Below are 20292 nucleotides of genomic sequence, written 5' to 3'. Positions count from 1 at the left end.
AACTTTAATTATTTTATATAATAAGTAACAATGGAGGAATAAAATGCAAAATAAAGACAATTTGATAAAATCTAGATATCAGCTTTTGGCAACAAAAATAATTAAAAATCTGCAAAGTAGAAATTTTGAGGCTTATTACTGTGATAATGCTACAGATGCAACTAAAAAAGCACTATCACTTATCCCAGAACACTCATCAGTGTCATGGGGAGGATCTGTTACACTTAAAGAAATTGGACTTATTAACCAAATATATCAAGGTAATTTCACTATAATTGATCGTGATAAAGCACAAACAAAAGATGAAAGATATGACTTAATGCGCAAATCACTACTATGTGATACTTATTTGACAAGTTTCAATGCAATAAGTGAAGATGGCATATTGGTTAATGTAGATAGTGTAGGCAATCGAGTAGCCGCAATTACTTTTGGTCCTAAGAGTGTTATAGCTGTTATTGGGATGAATAAAGTTTGCAAAACCCTTGAAAATGCTATCGATAGGGCTAGAACATATGCATCTCCAATCAATGCTCTACGCTGTTCATCAGATCCATATTTAAATTCTCCTACAAATACACCTTGTGTTATCAGTGGCTCTTGTGGAAATTGTAAATCAAAGGATTGTATTTGTTCTTACATTATTGAAACTAGAATGTGCAAAACAGAAGGAAGAATAAAAGTTATCCTTGTTGGCCAATCTCTAGGGTTTTAAGTTTTTACTAATATAGAATACTTTTACTTTCACTCATATAGCTTAAAACAAGCATTCAATCTAGAGCAGTCGGGTTATTAGAATTGGCATAACTTATTTAATCCCTGCCTGCTCTTTATCTTCATTTCGACACATTCTAAGAAATAGTCTCACCGCCAAATTCCTATTTATCCCTTAATTATAGCAAAAAAGCCACTGATTTTATGTCAATGGCTATATTATCTCAATCTATTTTACAATTTATTTATTTCATCTTTCTCAATGCCTTTATGCTCAGCCTCATTTAAAGCACTCACTCTACATCATTATTAAGTTAGTTTATATGAAGGATGATATAAACCTGTTGGTTCATAGAATTCATCACGAATATAAATAAATCCCAACTTTTGTAGTACTTTCTGAGAACCTTTATTATTTGGATTATGTCCAGCAAACAAATTCTCGGCTTTGAGTATATTAAAAGCAAAGTTTATTACAGCTCTTGCTGCCTCTGTTGCATATCCTTGATTCCAATATTTCTTTCGTAAATGAAATCCTATTTCGTACTCATTAGAACTACGAGGCCTCAATCCACAACATCCTATCAGTTCATTGGTATCAAGCTCAAATATTGGCCAATATTGAACTTGATATTTCTCTAAATTAGATATTTCAATATTAAGACGATTAATAATATCTTTCTGAGAGAATATGCCTGAAGCACAAATATATTTCGTTACTTGGGAATCACCCCATAATAATTTTGCAAGCTTTTGGTCTCTACAATCCCATTTGGAAAAACCTATCCTGTCTGTTTTTAAAAAGAACTCTCTCATAATATTTCAACTCCTGTTAAATTTTACATTACTCTTGTAGTAAATGAGTTTAATATTTATAAAAATAGTTCATTCATTTTTCTTTCGGAACATACCTTTTCTAATTTTTTTGAAGTTGCCAATATTAACTCTTCATCTACACTTCGAGCTTTATTTGGACAAATAGCTACACAACGCATACAGGAAATGCATTTTTCTTTGTCTACCAACATTGGATTCTCTTTTGAAATAGCATCAACTGGACATTTTATAGCACATAGACCGCATTTCATACATTCTTGTGTCGCTTCTGGAACTAAAGGAATAACCTTATATTCTTTATATGGATTATTCCCCGGTACATACAAATCTTTAGTAACTTTTGACTGTTTCAAGACTTCTTTGATCTCACTAGAAAATTTTACCAATTCTTCTTTGTCTTGTAAATCTGGTCTTCCAGTGGCAAATTGATGCATAATAGAATGTTCTGTAACAGAAGCTATTGCTGCAATGGAGAAAAATCCTAATGTTATTAATGTATCTTTCAATTCTAACAATACATCTTCATATGCTCTATTACCGTATGTTGATACTAAAATAGCTTTTAAACCATTTCCCTTTAGCTTCTTAATATTATCCATTGCTGCCATTGGTACACGGCCTCCAAAAGATGGAACTGCTATAATGCAAAGGTCTTTTTCACTAAATGTAAATTTCGAGAAATCTTCCATTCTATTTGACAAATCTAATTCTATTGTTTCAAAATCAAATTGTCTACTTATTAAATCTGCTATTTTTTTAGTTCCACCTGTGGGACTAAAATAAATTTTAAATAATTTCATATATGCTATATCTCCCCTCTAAATTTGAAATTTATTTTTTTAAGAATGTAGGTTTTAGTAATAATCGAGATGCTATCATGAGAATAAATAAAATTATAAAGTATGGTACAAATCTAGGTAAACTTCCGGGTAAGGATGTAAATATAGGCTCCATTAATAAAATTCCAATAAAAACCATAATATCATAACTAAGCATCCCCTACATCAAAACTGTATTTATAATTCATATCTCATTAAAATTAAAGACTAATTTGTATTCTCTTTTTACTTTTGAGCACCAATTTTTCTTTTAATCATATTTATATTTTCCTTATTATAACCCAATTCACTACTAATAGTTATAATCCTATTATCATAAACAACTATCCTAGCATCCATAAAATCTGATGCATAAACTTCTTTTGCTCCCCAGTTTTTTAATTCATCTTTATCCGTTAATTTTTTATAATAAACGTCATAGTCACTATATTCGTCTAAAAAAGAATCTAAAGCCTTATCCATGATTTTGTCATATTCACTCTCAAATATTGAGTATAATATACTAGCTGTATACTCCTGTGAATATTCGTTATAATGGCTATTGCTTGCTTCATCATAAGCTTTTTGAATTGTTTCTTTATAAGTATCATCATAATACTCAACATACTTTGCAAAAGGAGATGAGGAACTTGATTTAGTACACTCTCTTCCTTTTTGAATATCCACATTAAAATCCTCCAAGGACAAAGGCATCTCCTCTTTTGAAATATTGCTGCTGTTATCAAGTTGTAAATACCCTATACTTATATAACCCAATACTAAATAGGGCATCATTATAAAAATAGTTATTGCTATTGTCCAAATTATAAAAGACTTGTTACTTATAAAAAGTATAAAAAACTTTGTAGATGATAAATAATTTAATAAAGAAAGCAATATTATTAAAAATATATTAATTAAAATTCCAAATTCCGCCATAAACACTTTGCTAAATTTTAATTTTTTCTTCTTTATTCTTTTTGGGCTACCTCTATTTATGAATATTTGTAAATCATCATTGCCACAAATATGTTCCAAGTTTTCTTCCTTAGCAGAATCTATATATTCCTTGGTTGGAACATATTTAATTTCTAATGGATGTCTATCTGTAATGTCTACAAAGAATTTTATAGGTTTAGGATCTGTTTTTTCAAAGGTTAAAAGAATTTTGCTTACTTTACTTATCATCCATCCTTCTAGTGCCTTTTTACTTAGATATGCTTCTAGGCTTTCTGTATCTAGCAGGTCAAATGTGTTTATTTTTAGCAATTTATTTTCTCCTATTTTCATAAAATCCCCCTTTTTATTTATCATCCTTTTACTTTATAAAAATGTATCATTTTAGTTGCATACCCTTTACAATATAATAAATTTGTTTATTTATTATTAAACTTAATATTACTTATAATTAAGTTACATGAAAATACTATAAATAAAATAACTCCAACAAAAGATATCACCCCAAATACTCTATATAGCAACTCTGTAAATAAATTAGCACCTATGCTACCATCAAAGATTGCGTACGTTGCCTGAATAAACATTGGAGTTTGAAGTAATGTAAGCATAAAACTTCCTAAAATACAGTATAGCAATTTAACATTTTTTGAATTATTCATTTATTTATTCCTCCCCCCTCTTTTACATAAAAAAAGAGCATCTTGTAACATTATACTGCTTTTCACTTCTTAGAATTTTGGTCTAACAATTGTGATCAGTACAACATATGCTCTCTTACTTTCAAATATAAAATTGCAAATTTAAATTAGATATTTAAATAATTTGAATATTTATTTGATTTTTTCAATATATCTGTCCACCATGCAGTTCAACCAAAGACTTTAAAAGAGAAAGGCCTATTCCAGTTCCCTGATTGTTTCTTGCAAGAGTATCATCTACCTGTTTATATATACTACTAAAATTTTGTATTTCCTTGTTTTTTTTAAAAATATTTCTAAATATTTCTCCATTATGCTTTAATTCAACAAAAATAGATAGCATGTTTTTGACATAAATTATCAAGAACTTCACCCTCGGCAGGCTGTGCATCATAGTCAAGGTATTCCAATGGTTTAACTTGCATAACATGAAAAATCAATGAACACCATATAATCAACTTGTAATTATTTTTATATATTAGATAAATATATTACATGTTAAAATAAAGTTATTAGTGATATCATTAATAATAGGGTTCATCAATTTTTATAATATGATTTTCTCCATGTTTACACCCTTTGTACTTAAAATTCTAGATGTTCACAATTAGGAAAGAATAGATAGGTAACTTGAACCTATATATATGTAAAAATCGGTTTATTAGATATAAATTAGATAGGAGGTAGCTTAATTGATAAAAAAAAGTTTCATTAATATTGCATGTTTCTTATTATTATTAACTTTAGTTGGATGTAGTTCTTTTGTTTCTGAAATTGATTTGACTAAGTTAAGTAGTGCTGATGGTGTTAATAACGCCTATAGTCAAAATCTAGATAAAATAAAAAATAAAGAGAAAATTCAAGAATTAAATATAACATCCTTAGATCAAATTCTTAAGTATGCACAAAATGCAAAAAACATTTCTTCAGAAAGTCAGAATTCATCAGATAAGATAGAGTTAATAAATAAACTTGTTGTTTTAGATGATTTATTTGTTAATACAAATCAAAATTTAAAAGATCAAACATTACGATATTTAGAATCAGAGTATAAAAATAACAAATTTGAAAATGATTTAGAAAAAAATTATTATTTAACATATTATCTTGTAAACACAGTTCCTTCTGAAGGTAACCATCCACATAAGGTAATTATTGCTATGAATGATTTTATAGAGAATACTATAAAGTTAAAAGACTCTGAGAATGACAAAGAAACTCTAGAAAGATTGATAAAAGATAATAAAGAAAAAATTAACAAATCTGTTTATACAATTACTGAAATGTATGATTCTAACGGCAATAAGATTGAATATTAAATAATAAAAAACTCCTACGACAAAATAATTTATGTAGGAGTTTTTTATTCAAATTACATTTTTATATTCTTTACCAATTACCTTTAACTTTAGGATTTCTAGATGAACTTTTTATCCCTGTATCAACATAACCTACGCCATTACAGAAAAGTGAAAACCATCCATTAGCAAATACTCTGTCTATATCTTTAGCATATATGCATTTGGCTCTTTTGGATTTTGAGAAGTACTCGTTTGATAATGCACTTCAAAACTCATGTTCATCTCAAATTATCCCCCATTTTAAATAATCCCATATAATTACTGTTTTCTTTTTAAGTAAATACAAATTGTCTTAAATACATTAACTAAAAAAGTGTCCACTAAAACAAATGTTTTCGCGAAATCATAAAATAATTATAATATTTATTTCATAATACATTAATATTGTGTAATAAATTAGTTTTACGTAATAAAGGAGCATCTAGTTTACTCTAAATGCTCCTTTAGTCTTTATGATTTAATATCCAATTAAATATATCTTCTTCTGAATATTTACCTTTTGCAGTACTTATTCCTAATTCTATCAACTCTTGTTGTGTAAATTTCAAATTAATGTTATTTATTTTTGATAATAATATCATTGTAGATACACCTATTCTTTTATTTCCATCAATAAAACCATGATTGCAAATCAAACTATGTGTAACTACAGCTATTTTTTTCTCAGTTGGTGTATATAAATCTTCTCCAGAAAATGTAGCCAATGGTCTATTTAGAGCACTTTCTAATAAACCTTTATCCCTTATTCCATCACTACCACCTGTTTTGATTGTTATTCTTTTATGAAACTCTATTAATTGAGTTAGTGTAATACATTTCATTTCTTAGTTCTCCTTACTTAGAAAGCTCATCTAGGGCAATTTTATTTTCTACAATTACTTCATCCATAAGGTTAAATAGTTCTTTTTCTTTTTTATGTTTTAAAAATTCTACAAAATCTACAACTTCTTTTTGTTCAGTTTCATTAAGTTCATTGAAATTTAATACAAGTTTTTCAGCTAAAGTCATAAAATCATCTCCTTAATAAAAATAATATTTATTATATATTATAATCTAAATGAAAGCTTTTTAAAATGATTACTGCATAATTTATTTCACAATCTATAACTATTGTAACATTGATCATAGTCCTAAGGAATTTATAAATAATTTATGTGAATTCCATGTTTTATTTTAGGCTCTGTTTTAAACCATTGTTGATAGTTGAGTATTAAAATTGTTACTTGAATTTATTCTTTGGAATATAACTCTTAGTCTTTGATTTTTTATCAAAACTGTAGATTATAGTTGTTGTTAAAGCAATAATTATCAATATATGTAGAATAATATGATAAACATCAGGAATATACACTGTTTCTGATGTGAAAATTTTAATTGCATCTTTAAAATATTCAATTTTCCCTTCAGTGCTTCCCATAAATCCATCCCTAAATATGGTATACCATTCATGACTTAAAAATTGAGTAATAAGCCACATAGAGTTCCATATTAAAAGAAGATATTTTCCTACCTGCTCTTTAAAAACGAATACGATAAATATAACTAATGGAATCACCATGAAAAACCACTCTTCTTTATATGAACTTGTAACCAAGTACTTATTACCAAAGTCAACTCCTATCATGGCTAAAAAGTACCATAAAAGAAGAACTACGTTTGAAATTATGCAATATTTTTTCTTCATTTCTTCTCTCCCAATTTTATAAAGATTTTATATTTCCTTCTCACAATATAACAAATGTGAGTTAAATTATAGTTTGATTACATACTAATTATAACATTAATTTTTTAACTTCTTTTAACCACTCTTGTCCATCTATAACATTCTATTTTTGATTCGTTGACAATTTTCTCAAGAGCTGTTACTGATATAGATTGCTTATCTCTATCATAAAAATAAAGATAAGTCATATATTAAAACTTTTTAAATACTCTAACCTTGGAAGCCATAATATTTATTACACAATATATATTAATATTGTGTAATAAATTATTCAGTTCTAAAGTGACTTAAATATGATTTAATACCTAAAACATATTATTACAAATTACTCGAATAAAATTAGCGTTAATATAACATAATAATATCGTAACATAAAGAATAAGACAACAAAGGAGAGATAACAATGAAAAAAAATGAAAGTATAGCTTGTGAAGTTACAGAATGTAAATACCACAGTGATCAAGAAAACTATTGTGCTTTAGACAAAATTCGTGTTGTAAAACACAGTGGTTCAGCAACTACAGTTGAACAAACTGATTGTGGAAGTTTTGCAAAAAAATAATTAATTTTAATACTGCCTACTTTGTGTAGGCAGTATTCTTTATTTAAGAAAGTTACTAACTTCATATATTTACACAAAATTAATTATATACATTGCTTTTTTAAACTGAAAAAGAGAGTCTTAGGCTAAAACTCTCTTTCTTAACAATATATTAAATTTATAAATTTACTCAGATTTAAACTTTTTTAGGCCTTAAGTCTGATTGACTTAAATGCTTTCTTATTACATATGTTGTTCCATCTTTTTTTAACTCTGCTTCATATGAATATCCATACTTTTCTATTTCATAATAATCTAGTATTCTAACTGCATCTCCTGCTTTTAAAGAAATATTCTTTGTGTTAGTTTCACTTCCATCTATATGTGCCTTTATCCTTCTATTTTTTGCAAGATAGGCTATGTCATTTATTTCAAATTCTCTTTTTATCATAAAATCTCCTTAAAATATATTTATAAAATTTCTTGAACTCTACCAACTATGCCACTTTCAAGCATAACCTTGATTCCATGGGGATGAGTTTTAGAATTTGTAAGTATTTTAGATACCACACCCTCTGTTAATTTTCCAGTTCTTTGGTCTTGTTTTTGAACTACTAATACTTTACTTCCTATTTTTATATTATCTCTATTTTGTCCATTCATATTTATTTCCTCTTTTTATTCAAAAAATATTTTTGTTATATTTTAAAAAAACTCTTATATCAAGTGATATAAGAGTTTTATATTCATAGTATTAATTGGTTGCGGAGACAGGACTCGAACCTGTGACCTTTGGGTTATGAGCCCAACGAGCTGCCAACTGCTCCACTCCGCGATATTATTTGATTTGTGTATTAACTATAACATATATAATTTAATATAACAACCCATTATTAAATTTTTCTTTCCTAACTTAACCATATAATAAGCATTATATATAGTATTAAACACCTAAAATCTTATGAAATAGCCTCTTGTGTTCAGATAAATCTTCCCCATTCATAAGGATAATAATCTCAGCGTCAGTTAAATATAATATTAATTTTAACATAATGTACATTTTTGGAAATTTCAAACACAAATTGTTTTATACTATTTTATTAACTATGCCAATTTATAGCCGGAAAATATATTCCTGAAGTTTTTTCTAAATCATATTCCTCATCACTACTTTCACCTTTACCTTGAGGATGTATATACCAAACAGTAAACTTAAAATCATCTACTTCATATGTAACTTCGGTTATTCCTTTATCTTTTTTATACTCTTTATTAGTCTCTTTAATTCCTTGTGGTAAAATACTTTTCACATATTCTAGAGACTCTTCCATGTTTCTCGTAGCTTTATCCATTTTGTCATAAACAGATGCCTTTATTAGTTTATCCTTTACTTCAGATAAACTATCCTGCATAGTTATCTTTCCAGTATCTTGCTCATCTTCTTTAATTATTTTTTAATTCTTGCTACACCCGATACTTAATATTGATACTAAACATATAACTATTATAAACGTTTTATTTATTTTCATATATTCCTCCCTTTTTATAAATTCTTACTGTTTTATTTATTAGACAGCAATTTAATAAAAAAAGTTTTAATTAAATAATTAATAAATTAAAACAATATTCATCTTAATTCTGTAATAGTTGAAATTTATATGTTATTCAAAATAAAAAAAATATATATTTATTATATATTTTTTCTTTTCTTGACTTAATGTTATCTCATACTTTCATTACTGTAAATCTAAAGCCTCAATAATTTTATATATTAGATAAATATATTTACATGTTAAAATAAAGTTATTAATGATATCATTAATAATAGGGTTCATCAATTTTTATAATATGATTCTTTCTATAAATAAATTATTAAGGAGGGGGATTAAATATGTAGCACCTAGAATAGTTAGTAGTCAATTCTAGATGTTCACAATTAGGGAAGAATAGATAACTTGAACTTATATATATGTAAGAATCGATTTATTAGATATATATTAGATAGGAGGTAGCTTAATTGATAAAAAAAAGTTTCATTAACATTGCTTGTTTCTTCTTATTATTAACTTTAGTTGGATGTAGTTCTTTTGTTTCTGAAATTGATTTGACTAAGTTAAGTAGTGCTGATGATGTTAATAACGCCTATAGTCAAAATTTAGATAAAATAAAAAATAAAGAGCAAATTCAAGAATTAAATATAACATCCTTAGATCAAATTCTTAAGTATGCACAAAATGCAAAAAACATTTCTTCAGAAAGTCAGAATTCATCAGATAAGATAGAGTTAATAAATAAACTTGTTGTTTTAGATGATTTATCTGTTAATACAAATAAAAATTTAAAAGATCAAACATTACAATATTTAGAATCAGAGTATAAAAATAACAAATTTGAAAATGATTTAGAAAAAAATTATTATTTAACATATTATCTTATAAACACAGTTCCTTCTGAAGGTAACCATCCACATAAGGTAATTATTGCTATGAATGATTTTATAGAGAATACTATAAAGTTAAAAGACTCTGAGAATGACAAAGAAACTCTAGAAAGATTGATAAAAGATAATAAAGAAAAAATTAACAAATCTGTTTATACAATTACTGAAATGTATGATTCTAACGGCAATAAGATTGAATATTAAATAATATTAAAATGGACAAAACATAATTATTATTGATGAAATAAAGTATATATTCTTGGAGTAAATATATTTTATGATATACTCCAATTGTAAATATATGGAATATTCAAAAGAGGGGAGGATTTATTTTTAATGATCAGAAAAGTTATGATGATTATATTTATTATATCATTTCTATCCATGGGCTGTAGTAACACTAAAAATATGAATGAACAAACAGAAAATACAAACAACTTACCTATTGAAGGTTCAGCAGAACAAAATATAACTTTTAAAGAATTGCAGTCTATTGCAGTGAATAATCTTGGAAAAGGATCTGATATAGATGGTAAAAGTAATTATGTCACTTATAGTAATGATACTATTCACGATAGAATCACAGTAAATACTACTCCGCAAGAAACATTTCCAGATATATCACAACTTAGTGAAGATAAATTTGAAAATGATATGAAAAAGATTAGGTTTTTAAGCTCCTATTATGAATTTGTTAAAAAAGAGTATGATAATTTTGCTGATGACATTTTAACAAAGGATGTCACTCAAGCTGATTTCTACAAGTTGATTATGAAATATAGGGATTTTATTCATAGTCGCTATATAGAAGGAGAATCAAAACAAGCTATTACTACTTATTTTTATATAACATTAGCTCTATCTAAAGAAGAAGGTTCTATTTCTGATATGATTAATGTAAAAAATGATAATTTAAGTAAATCAGAAAAAAGAAGTAGAATAAATGAAGAAAACGATATACGTTTAGAATCTAGAGATTATTCTGATACTAATATAAAGAATGTATATAATAAAATAGAATTTAACTAATCAATAAAAAAGAGTCATTGTTGAATAAATTCAACAATGACTCTTTTTTAATTTACTTAATTTAACTAAGTGTAAGCTATTTATGCCATCACTCGTATAAATGGTTTTGTTGAATTTGAATCAATACCCGTAGACACAAAATAAGGGTGGTTAGTTCCAGCTGAATAGAATGTATTGTCTCCTTGTGGATATTGAGAAGTACTTGTTTGATAATATTGTATTTGTAACCAGTTTTTCATTGATTCTCCAGTTTTTGCTCCAATTCTTCCTGATACATAACATCCATAACCAGCTCTTTTTCCTATTTGATTCTTATCACCATCATATATAGGAATACCACCATTTGTAGAATAAAAATTTTTAAATAATGGCTGCTTCTTACCACCAATCTTTTGTACCCAACCATATGCTTTTTCAATCCATAACCTAGCACGAGCAGCAGGAGTTCCTTTTGTAAAGTAACCAGACTGACTAATTCCTTGCTGTATATTAAATCTATTTTCAATATAACCAGTTGTAAACGTCCCGCCAGAATCTTTTATTTTTATTTGAGTCTTTGAATTACTTGATGATGAACTTAGATAAGTAAAATACTCTCCAGAGTATACACGAGCAACAACATAAGCTTTATCATCAGGTGAACTTGCACTTTTCATAACTGGGATGTATGAAACACCATTTGTATATTGTAAGTAGCCTAACTGGCTATGAGCACATTTTAATCCATCGTAATAGTGATTAGAGGTAGGATAACTACCAATATCAACGTGACCAGTGGAAGTACCAACAGAGCTTATTTTTATGATGTTCATTACCTCTTGTAACTTACCAGGCTCAACCTCTGAAAAATCCATGACTTTTAATTCTTCTACCGATCCATCAGAATCATTTAAAAGTTTCACTTTCTTAGGATAAATTCCCATATTAGAAAACTCCTCTTCCATTAAATCAAATTGTTCTGATATTTCGGTATTTAATATGTCGATTTCTTCCTCAGTCTCAGGAATTGATAATGTTTTAATGCCATCTTCTCCCAACATAAGTAAATCTTCCTCCTCTAATGAAAAATGTACTTCTTCTTGTGATAAAAGATATGTCTCTGTATTTTTATTTTTACATAAATCATCATATTTTAATCTGACTTCTTGTAATTTTTCTAAAGTTAACTCTTCTTGTGTAAATCTTTTTTGCATATTATTTCTCCTTTATTTTGTTTTTATTATTTCTATTTATATATAGGTATAAGTTATGATTTTGTAAACCTTAAGTTAATCATTAAAATAATTGCTTAAAAATTGTAATAAAAAATATTTAATAAAAGTATTCAAAATAAAACTTATTAATCTCAGTAAATTTAATACTATTCTTCAAATAATGCAAACTCAAGATAAATAGACGTATGATAAATTTATTCTTGAATACATACTTAAAATTATTTGATCCATTAGATTTTTAAAATCTGTGAAAAAACTTTAATCAATCGTGTAAACTCCCATACATTGTGATATACATATATAACTGGTTTATTAAATTAAATCATCATTAACAATTTACTTATGATTTACAAAACATTTAACTTGTTGGATTATATCTATTGAAATACAACTTTGATTGTTATAAAATAGGGAATATAATTGGAATTTTATGTAAATAAATTACTTCAAAAAATAACCCAAGCAAAATCTCTTAGATTTAAAAAAGAAAAAACTATAAATATATTGCAGAACAAAATGTTAACTTTAAAAAAGCATCACTTACAATACACTGGTAGTATGTTATCTATAATTATTTTTGTGTTCTTATTATATGTATAAACATTAAACTATAACAAAGGAGATAAGGTTATGGAATATGAATTCAAACTAACAGTTGAAGAGTATTCAACTGTTTTAAAGTTTATAACAGAGCTAGACGCGGGGAAAGTTTTTATTAAGAAACTACTAAATAAAATCGCCATTGGAGTATATGTATCAATAGGTATTACTATATTGATATTTCGCAGTTTTAGTCATTTTTTGAACTACAGTATGATAGGCGGAATAATGCTTGCTGCGTATTTCTTTTTTTCAACAACTAAACATCTTGATAAAAAACGAGTTAAATTAGTGAGAAAAGCTGTTAAAAAAAATCCAGATACACTAAGTATACAGTCTGTGAAAATAAATAAGGACGAAGTTTCATATTATTATAATCATGTATGTATTACAACTAAATTAGTTGATATATCTAGGTTAATAGAATACAATGACGTTTTAATGGCTGTGGGTTTTAATAATAATATAGTTGCTGTTATTCCTTGTTCTTGTTTTCAATCTGAACATGATAAGCAGTTATTAAAAAAACAACTGTATAATAAATAATTGCATATAAAAGTACACACTTTATTTTTACCAATTACCTTCTACATGAGAAGCACCAAGTTTCATTTGGGTATCAATATATGCATATGAGACTTGATCATAATCTTAATTTTTCACTGGCTATCAATGACGCATCTAAAATTTTTTCCTCAAATATGAGACTTTTTATTCTGTCATTGCCCCATGATTCTAATATCCAGTTTAAGAAACTTATTAGTATTTTCTCATGTTGCTTTACTCTAAATAGTTTTTGAAAGACTACATCGTTTTTAGGGCTTAATATACGCTCCTCCTGAAAATATTTGTCACAAGTATATCTAACATAGCCAAAATTTAAAAGACTTAGACCTCTTCTTTCATGGTCTAAGTCTTTTGAGTTTTTACTGTTATATAAGATTAATCTTCAAAATATCCTTGTTGGTATAATGGGAATTTTGAAATTAGGCTTCTTGCTTGAACTCTGCATTCGTTTAAAACTTCTTCATTGTCTATATTTTCTGCAACCTTTTCCATAATATCAGCTATCTCAGCTATTTCAGCATTACCAAAGCCTCTCTCTGATACTACTGTTAGTCCTATACGTACACCACTTGTAACAAATGGGCTTTCTGGGTCATCTGGAATAGTATTTTTGTTAACTGTTATACCTATTGATTCAAGCGCTTGATCAAACTGTTTCCCAGTTATTTTTTTAGCCCTCAAATCAACAAGTACTATATGGTTATCAGTACCACCACTAACTATTCTAAATCCTCTTTTTTCTAATTCTTTTGCCAAACATTTAGCATTGTCTAAAACCCTTTGCATTGTATCTATAAACTTTTGCTCTCTTACTCTTTTAAACATATTTGCTTTTGCAGCTATACCATTTATTTGTATAGAACCTAGTGTCCCTGGAAAAGTTGATCTATTCAATGCTTTTGCATATTTTTCTTTGCACATTACAAACCCACCTCTAGGACCACAAATTGTTTTAGAACAAGAAGATGTACAGAAATCTGCATAAGGTATAGGTGAAGGAATTACTCCTGCTCCTATAAGTCCTGATATATGAGCCATGTCTACCATTAGATATGCTCCTACTTTATCCGCTATTTCTCTCATTCTTTTGTAATCTATAAGTCTTGGATAAGCACTAGCTCCTGCTATTATCATTTTAGGCTTAAATGCTAATGCTTTAGCTTCAACTTCATCATAATTTATTGTTTCGCTTTCTAAATCTACACCATAATGTTCATAATTAAATATTTTACTTACAAAGTTTGCTGGTGAACCATGAGTTAAATGTCCACCATGATCTAACCTCATGGCAAGTATTTTGTCTCCTGGATCAAGTACAGCATTAAATACTGTATAGTTTGCAGTTGCTCCCGAATAAGCTTGAACATTTACATATTCACAACCAAAAGCTTCTTTAGCCCTTTTGATACATAAGTTTTCTACTTCATCTGCATGCTCTGAACCAGCTTGATATCTCTTACCTGGAAGACCTTCTTCTGTTTTATTTACAAATACACTTCCCGTAAGTTCTAATATTTCTGTTGGTGCAGAACTTTCTGATGCTATCATTTCTATATTATATTTTTGTCTTTCTAGTTCTTTTTCTACTATTGAATATAATTCTGGATCTGTTATTTTTGTAGTTTTTAACATATACTAATCCCCCTTAAATTTATCCCAATTTTATTTAACTTTATAAAAATTAATTATCTGCTATAAATGCAATATTAGGCTCACGTCCTATTGAATGTGTCATTCCAACACATTCTCTTTTAAATCCTAATAATAATGCTATTGGTAGTGCTAAAAAAATAGTTCCTAAGTTTCCAAGTTCTTGTAAAATAAGTGCTGGACCTGCTGATATAACACTTTCTATTGCTGCACCACTGTTCACTCCTACTTTCGCACAAAATACAGCGATTCCTATAACAACAATCTTATCTGATATATTACAATCTTCATTCGAGCCTATTATTTTAATGGGTTTTAATAAAGCTAATATTAGACAAATAATCATATTTTGGAGCTTTCATTCTTTAACATAAAATTAATAGCACTTTGAGCCAACACATTTGATCCTACTAACAAAGAGTCTGTGTCTGCCACAAATCTTGGGTTATGCCATTGATTAACATATCCTTTTTCCTTATTTCCCACACCTAGCCAATAGAAAAATCCTGGTTTATTTTCAGTAAATATGGAAAAATCTTCTCCACCAGTTGTTGGTACTGGGTCAAATATAGCCCCTTGTCCATATGTTTGCTTTACTGCTTCACACGCTAAGTCATACATCTCTTTTTCATTTATTACTGCAGGCAAATCATATCTATAAGTAACTTTACCTGTTGCGCCATATCCTTTCGCTATACCTTCTACTTTTTTGCTTAATATTTCCGGTATATTTTTTCTTATTTCTTTGTCAAAAGTTCTTACAGTACCACTCATATTAACATGTTCGCTTATTACATTGTTTGCTGTTCCACCATTTATAGTTCCAATGGAGACCACTACACAATCCATAGGACTTATATTTCTACTAACAATACTTTGTACCCCTTGAATCACTGCGCTTGTTGCAACAATAGGGTCGATAGTTCTTTGAGGAATACCTCCGTGTCCACCTTTACCATAAATATCTATCCAGATTGTATCAACAGCTGCCATTAGTCCACCTAGTTTTACACCTACTTTTCCTACTGGTACGTCTGGATGATTGTGAAGACCAAATATTGCATCTACATCATCCATCACACCTGCTTTAACAAGCATTTTTGCTCCAGCATTTTTTTCTTCAGCAATTTGAAATATAAATTTTATATTTCCATGTAGTTGATCTTTTAGCTCTGATAGAATCATGACTGCACCAGCTAAACATGTTGTATGAACATCATGACCACAAGCATGCATTACGCCATCTATCTTTGATTTATAATCTAAGTCAGTTTCTTCTACTATGGGAAGTGCATCAATATCTCCTCTTAGAGCAACGGTTGGTCCACTATGTTTCCCTCTTAATAAACCAACTACACCTGTTTCCATTCCCATGTCTAAAATTTCAATATCAAGTGATTTTAATAAATTTTCAATTTTCCTTGTAGTTCTAAATTCTTTAAAACTTAATTCAGGGTTCATATGCAAATCCTTAAAAAATTCTAAAAGCTTATCTTCATATTTTTGAGAAAAATCCCTCACATTAAGCATAAAATTCCTCCTTATAAGATTTCACATTTTGTTTCATTTTTTATATTTAAACACACCTTATATAAATATATTTCTATATGTAATTTAATTATAAATAATATCTAATAGCCATAATAGTACATTAAAATGACTTTAATTATGAGAATTTTCAATCAAATTAAAGATTATTTATAATCCCTTAAAATATAAAAAAGATATCTATTCAAATAACTTAAAAATTATTTAAATAGATATCTTTTTTTAAAATTTAAATTTCATAATTCTTTTGGGTCTACCAGAACCATCTAGAAATTGTTTGCCTACTATATCAATATAATTGCACTCTTCTAATTTGTTCAATATTCTACTCATTGATCTAATAGAAGTACCACAGTATTTAGATAGTTCACTTGTGGTAAAACAGTCTATTTTGTATTTATCCACCACATTATAAATTTTTAATACTTTATTTATACTTAAATTAGTTTTCGTTGCTATTTCTAATATTTTTTCGTCTATCTTCTCTTTGTTTTTTCTTTTAATATTATTGATAGGTCCTACACTAATACCATCTTCATATATTACATAGGCAGTGTTTTCATCATATTTTTTGATTTAATCATTGCTATATTAGAATTGTATTTGGCTTCACTTGCTGTTTTACCATAACCTATACCCACTGATACAATATGTAGTGATTTTTGCGAAATCCAGCCTAGTATACTTATTTCTTTGAAGTTATTTGTTTTTCTTTCAATAATTTCTTTTGTAGTAAAAAGCAAGTATGTATTAAAGCTAACTTCAACTATTGTAGCTTCAATATCTCTTGCAAATTCATATACTATATCACTTACCTTGTTTTTTTCTCTTATATAATAATACTCATTTTTACTTATCAGAGAGTATTCACTAGGCAAGTCTATTTCTATAAATATTGAAACAAGTTGACTATTTTTATTAACTTTAGCTATATATTTTAAATACAGTCTTTCAAAGGAATCCATTATTACACTTTCTGTAGGTATTGCCATGTAATTTTTGATATTCATATTTTTTAATTCATTATTAACTTTACTTAAGGCTGTAACAACACATACATTTTTATTTTCCTTTAAGTTCTTTTTATGAAATTCAAGTGCTTCTTCATTTAGATTCCTATAATTTTCTAAATTTAATTCATATAACTTTATATTTGTATCATTTAAATTTACTCCAACCATATCAAAAATTTGCTTCATGTTTGATTTTGAATATGTATCAATACTTAAATCTTTTATATTTTGTTTTGTTAAATAATAGCTTATTATACCTGCAAACATAATTCCATCGTATTTATTTTGTATTTTACTTAAAATATCTAATACTTCTATATAATCATTATAGATATATATTTTTAATTCTATAGAATCCATTTGAGTTCTAACAATAGGTTCAACTTTGCTTGCAATAGAATCAGGCGCTAATAATGCAATTTTCATAAACATCAATCCCCTCAAAATTAACATTTTATATTGATTTATAGCTTTTGCCGTATTATTTTGCCGATATATTGTATTAATTACATATTTTTTGTAAAATACCTCTATATATTATTAAATTTTTATTTTTTCTTGTTCACAAAATCCATCAATATATAATTAAAATTTCCTATTCACCATAAAAAGAGGTACTATAAATAATTTATAGTACCTCGTTTTATACCTCTGTAATTAATAAACTATTTTTTAGTTACTAATTGTAATTCTACAGGAATAAATTCATCAACACTTTGTCCATCTAATATTTTAATTGCAGTTTCTATTCCTAAAGATCCTATTAATTTTGGTTGTTGAGCTATAGTTGCAGCCATTGTACCTTCTTCAACAGCTTTTACAGCATCATCAGTAGCATCAAATCCTACTATTAATACGTCTTTCATTCCTGCATCTGCTAAAGCTTTTTGAGCTCCTAAAGCCATTTCATCATTTTGTGCAAATACAGCTTTTATATCTTTGTTACCTTGTAATATATTTTCCATTACAGATAATCCTTTTGTTCTATCAAAGTCAGCAGTTTGTTTAGATACAGTTTTTAAGTTACTTCCTTTTATTCCTTGAGCAAATCCTTCTCCTCTATCTCTAGCTGCAGAAGATCCTGCTATACCTTCAAGTTCTACTATGTTACCTTCTCCACCTAATTGCTCTACTATATACTCTCCTGCCATTTTTCCACCAGCTATATTATCTGATGCTATGTGAGTTGCAACTTTTCCACCATTTGCTGCTCTGTCTAAAGTTACAACTGGTATAGATGCATTGTTTGCTATTTGAACAGTTGCTGCAGCTGAATCAGAGTCAACTGTGTTTAATAATATCAAAGAAACACCTTTTGTGCTTATATCTTCCATATTTGATACTTCTTTTGCTGGGTCATTTTGAGAATCAAGTACTATTAATTCATATCCTAATTCTTTTGCTTTAGCCTCTGCACCTTCCTTTAAATCTACAAAGAATGGATTGTTTAAAGTAGATACTATTAAACCTATTTTCTTGCTATCTTTGCTACTATCCTTGTTGCCTTCTTTTGAAGCACATCCTGCTAATGCTCCTAATGATAAAGCTAGTACCATGAACATTGTAATAATTTTTTTCATTGTAACTTCCTCCTTTAGTTTAACGTCTTAATCATTTTTTCTATCTAAAAGAACAGCTATTAGTATAACTACTCCCTTAGCTATCATTTGGAAATATGATGATACATTTAATAAGTTAAGAGCATTACTTAATATACCTATTATTAAAGCACCTACTATTGTACCAACTATTTTACCTTTTCCACCAGTAAGACTTGTTCCTCCAAGTACTACTGCTGCTATTGCATCTAATTCATATCCACTACCTGCATTTGGTTGAGCTGAGAATAATCTTGCTGTTATTATAATCCCTGCAATTGCTGATAAAAGACCACTAACTGTATAAACAAACATTTTAACTTTATCTGTATTTATTCCAGATAATTTAGTTGATTCCTCATTTCCACCAAGAGCATAAGTGTATCTACCTATTTTAGTTTGATGTAGTACATAATAACATACTAAAAATATTGCTATCATTATTAAAACTGGATTTGGTATTCCAAATAAAGTTCCTCCACCGATATTACTAAAAGATAAAGCCCCTGCACTACTTCCAAATGATATGGGCTTTCCATCTGTAAATACTAATGTAGCTCCTCTAAGTATTGTCATTGTTGCTAGTGTTGCTATAAATGGTTGTAATTTACCTTTACTTATTATAACTCCATTTAAAAACCCTATACCTGCTCCAAATGTTAATGATAAAAGTACTACCACAAACATATTTTGACCTGATGCCAAAAGACTTGCTGCCATAGCACCACTAAATCCAAGTATAGATCCAACAGATAAATCTATTCCACCTGTTAATATAACGAAGGTCATACCTGCTGCTATAACTGCATTTATAGAAGTTTGTCTAAGCACATTCAAAATATTTGAAACTGTAAAAAATGAAGGACTAAGAACAGCTACTACAGCTATTAACGATATTAATCCTACTAGTGTTTTATATTTTATAAGTAATTCCTTAAAATCTAAATTTTTCTTTTCATCTGCTACTTTGCTCATACTGTT

Annotated in this window: 27 protein-coding genes and 1 tRNA gene; 6 read left to right on the top strand and 22 right to left on the bottom strand. The window is 27.7% G+C overall.

Going from position 1 to position 20292, the window contains the following annotated elements; translation table 11 throughout:
* The first annotated feature begins 43 nt into the window (after positions 1–43).
* Complete coding sequence (locus tag TVTCOM_RS07765; protein ID WP_434799267.1) at positions 44–715, top strand: lactate utilization protein; 672 nt, start codon at positions 44–46, stop codon at positions 713–715.
* Between the two features lie 308 nt (positions 716–1023).
* Here TVTCOM_RS07765 and TVTCOM_RS07760 read toward each other — a convergent pair whose 3' ends face one another.
* From TVTCOM_RS07760 to TVTCOM_RS07740, 5 genes are all read right to left on the bottom strand, one after another.
* On the bottom strand, positions 1024–1530 hold the full coding sequence (locus TVTCOM_RS07760; protein WP_434799266.1) for a GNAT family N-acetyltransferase: 507 nt from the start codon (positions 1528–1530) through the stop codon (positions 1024–1026).
* A 56-nt stretch (positions 1531–1586) separates the two neighbouring features.
* Positions 1587–2351: a 4Fe-4S binding protein gene (locus tag TVTCOM_RS07755; protein ID WP_434799265.1), complete on the bottom strand. Its 765-nt coding sequence runs from the start codon at positions 2349–2351 to the stop codon at positions 1587–1589.
* A 264-nt stretch (positions 2352–2615) separates the two neighbouring features.
* Positions 2616–3659, bottom strand: a complete 1044-nt coding sequence (locus TVTCOM_RS07750) for a DUF2812 domain-containing protein (protein WP_434799264.1) — start codon at positions 3657–3659, stop codon at positions 2616–2618.
* 86 nt (positions 3660–3745) lie between these two features.
* Positions 3746–3988 (bottom strand): hypothetical protein, encoded by a 243-nt coding sequence (locus tag TVTCOM_RS07745; RefSeq protein WP_434799263.1) that lies wholly within the window; start codon positions 3986–3988, stop codon positions 3746–3748.
* Between the two features lie 184 nt (positions 3989–4172).
* Positions 4173–4391 (bottom strand): hypothetical protein, encoded by a 219-nt coding sequence (locus TVTCOM_RS07740; protein ID WP_434799262.1) that lies wholly within the window; start codon positions 4389–4391, stop codon positions 4173–4175.
* A 328-nt stretch (positions 4392–4719) separates the two neighbouring features.
* Between TVTCOM_RS07740 and TVTCOM_RS07735 the strand changes: the two genes are divergently transcribed.
* Positions 4720–5346 (top strand): hypothetical protein, encoded by a 627-nt coding sequence (locus TVTCOM_RS07735; RefSeq protein ID WP_434799261.1) that lies wholly within the window; start codon positions 4720–4722, stop codon positions 5344–5346.
* A gap of 485 nt (positions 5347–5831) precedes the next feature.
* Here TVTCOM_RS07735 and TVTCOM_RS07730 read toward each other — a convergent pair whose 3' ends face one another.
* The 4 genes from TVTCOM_RS07730 to TVTCOM_RS07715 all read right to left on the bottom strand — a co-directional run bounded on the left by TVTCOM_RS07730 (position 5832) and on the right by TVTCOM_RS07715 (position 7299).
* Complete coding sequence (locus tag TVTCOM_RS07730; RefSeq protein ID WP_434799260.1) at positions 5832–6209, bottom strand: type II toxin-antitoxin system death-on-curing family toxin; 378 nt, start codon at positions 6207–6209, stop codon at positions 5832–5834.
* A gap of 13 nt (positions 6210–6222) precedes the next feature.
* Entirely contained in the window at positions 6223–6396 is a 174-nt protein-coding gene (locus TVTCOM_RS07725; RefSeq protein WP_434799259.1) for a hypothetical protein, read from the bottom strand.
* Between the two features lie 211 nt (positions 6397–6607).
* Complete coding sequence (locus TVTCOM_RS07720) at positions 6608–7072, bottom strand: hypothetical protein (protein ID WP_228110146.1); 465 nt, start codon at positions 7070–7072, stop codon at positions 6608–6610.
* Between the two features lie 104 nt (positions 7073–7176).
* Complete coding sequence (locus tag TVTCOM_RS07715) at positions 7177–7299, bottom strand: hypothetical protein (RefSeq protein ID WP_265588937.1); 123 nt, start codon at positions 7297–7299, stop codon at positions 7177–7179.
* Positions 7300–7514: 215 nt separating this feature from the next.
* Here TVTCOM_RS07715 and TVTCOM_RS07710 point away from each other — a divergent pair, with 215 nt between their 5' ends.
* Entirely contained in the window at positions 7515–7673 is a 159-nt protein-coding gene (locus TVTCOM_RS07710; protein WP_228110147.1) for a DUF1540 domain-containing protein, read from the top strand.
* A gap of 175 nt (positions 7674–7848) precedes the next feature.
* Here TVTCOM_RS07710 and TVTCOM_RS07705 read toward each other — a convergent pair whose 3' ends face one another.
* The 4 genes from TVTCOM_RS07705 to TVTCOM_RS07690 all read right to left on the bottom strand — a co-directional run bounded on the left by TVTCOM_RS07705 (position 7849) and on the right by TVTCOM_RS07690 (position 9064).
* A complete protein-coding gene (locus TVTCOM_RS07705; RefSeq protein WP_228110148.1) occupies positions 7849–8103 on the bottom strand; it encodes a hypothetical protein in 255 nt (84 codons plus the stop codon).
* A gap of 20 nt (positions 8104–8123) precedes the next feature.
* Entirely contained in the window at positions 8124–8315 is a 192-nt protein-coding gene (locus tag TVTCOM_RS07700) for a YwbE family protein (protein WP_018589554.1), read from the bottom strand.
* 96 nt (positions 8316–8411) lie between these two features.
* A tRNA-Met gene (locus TVTCOM_RS07695) sits at positions 8412–8487 on the bottom strand.
* 265 nt (positions 8488–8752) lie between these two features.
* The gene (locus TVTCOM_RS07690; protein WP_434799258.1) at positions 8753–9064 is read right to left on the bottom strand and encodes a hypothetical protein; all 312 of its coding nucleotides are present in this window, start codon (positions 9062–9064) and stop codon (positions 8753–8755) included.
* A 605-nt stretch (positions 9065–9669) separates the two neighbouring features.
* Between TVTCOM_RS07690 and TVTCOM_RS07685 the strand changes: the two genes are divergently transcribed.
* A complete protein-coding gene (locus tag TVTCOM_RS07685; RefSeq protein ID WP_434799257.1) occupies positions 9670–10296 on the top strand; it encodes a hypothetical protein in 627 nt (208 codons plus the stop codon).
* A 132-nt stretch (positions 10297–10428) separates the two neighbouring features.
* Positions 10429–11121 (top strand): hypothetical protein, encoded by a 693-nt coding sequence (locus TVTCOM_RS07680; protein WP_434799256.1) that lies wholly within the window; start codon positions 10429–10431, stop codon positions 11119–11121.
* Positions 11122–11201: 80 nt separating this feature from the next.
* Here TVTCOM_RS07680 and TVTCOM_RS07675 read toward each other — a convergent pair whose 3' ends face one another.
* On the bottom strand, positions 11202–12314 hold the full coding sequence (locus TVTCOM_RS07675) for a hypothetical protein (RefSeq protein ID WP_434799255.1): 1113 nt from the start codon (positions 12312–12314) through the stop codon (positions 11202–11204).
* A 651-nt stretch (positions 12315–12965) separates the two neighbouring features.
* Between TVTCOM_RS07675 and TVTCOM_RS07670 the strand changes: the two genes are divergently transcribed.
* Complete coding sequence (locus tag TVTCOM_RS07670; protein WP_434799254.1) at positions 12966–13481, top strand: hypothetical protein; 516 nt, start codon at positions 12966–12968, stop codon at positions 13479–13481.
* Between the two features lie 97 nt (positions 13482–13578).
* On the opposite strand, the gene TVTCOM_RS07665 is transcribed toward TVTCOM_RS07670, so the two are convergent.
* From TVTCOM_RS07665 to rbsC, 8 genes are all read right to left on the bottom strand, one after another.
* A complete protein-coding gene (locus TVTCOM_RS07665) occupies positions 13579–13695 on the bottom strand; it encodes a hypothetical protein (RefSeq protein ID WP_434799727.1) in 117 nt (38 codons plus the stop codon).
* Between the two features lie 182 nt (positions 13696–13877).
* Positions 13878–15134 (bottom strand): serine hydroxymethyltransferase, encoded by a 1257-nt coding sequence (gene glyA, locus TVTCOM_RS07660; RefSeq protein WP_434799253.1) that lies wholly within the window; start codon positions 15132–15134, stop codon positions 13878–13880.
* A 49-nt stretch (positions 15135–15183) separates the two neighbouring features.
* A complete protein-coding gene (locus TVTCOM_RS07655) occupies positions 15184–15498 on the bottom strand; it encodes a DUF3100 domain-containing protein (protein WP_434799252.1) in 315 nt (104 codons plus the stop codon).
* Positions 15495–16682, bottom strand: coding sequence for a M20 metallopeptidase family protein (locus tag TVTCOM_RS07650; protein ID WP_434799251.1), 1188 nt, complete (start codon positions 16680–16682; stop codon positions 15495–15497). The genes TVTCOM_RS07655 and TVTCOM_RS07650 overlap by 4 nt, the downstream gene beginning before the upstream one ends.
* Positions 16683–16922: 240 nt before the next feature.
* On the bottom strand, positions 16923–17105 hold the full coding sequence (locus TVTCOM_RS07645; protein ID WP_434799250.1) for a hypothetical protein: 183 nt from the start codon (positions 17103–17105) through the stop codon (positions 16923–16925).
* Positions 17106–17242: 137 nt separating this feature from the next.
* The gene (locus TVTCOM_RS07640) at positions 17243–18139 is read right to left on the bottom strand and encodes a hypothetical protein (RefSeq protein ID WP_434799249.1); all 897 of its coding nucleotides are present in this window, start codon (positions 18137–18139) and stop codon (positions 17243–17245) included.
* Between the two features lie 239 nt (positions 18140–18378).
* Positions 18379–19293, bottom strand: coding sequence for a ribose ABC transporter substrate-binding protein RbsB (gene rbsB / locus TVTCOM_RS07635; RefSeq protein WP_434799248.1), 915 nt, complete (start codon positions 19291–19293; stop codon positions 18379–18381).
* A 27-nt stretch (positions 19294–19320) separates the two neighbouring features.
* A complete protein-coding gene (gene rbsC / locus TVTCOM_RS07630; RefSeq protein WP_434799247.1) occupies positions 19321–20286 on the bottom strand; it encodes a ribose ABC transporter permease in 966 nt (321 codons plus the stop codon).
* Positions 20287–20292: the final 6 nt, after the last annotated feature.

The organism is Terrisporobacter vanillatitrophus (assembly GCF_051148895.1).
GTDB classification, from domain to species: Bacteria; Bacillota; Clostridia; order Peptostreptococcales; family Peptostreptococcaceae; genus Terrisporobacter; species Terrisporobacter vanillatitrophus.
Note: the sequence above shows the minus strand (reverse complement) of the source record. Positions and strands in the feature narration are given on the sequence as shown.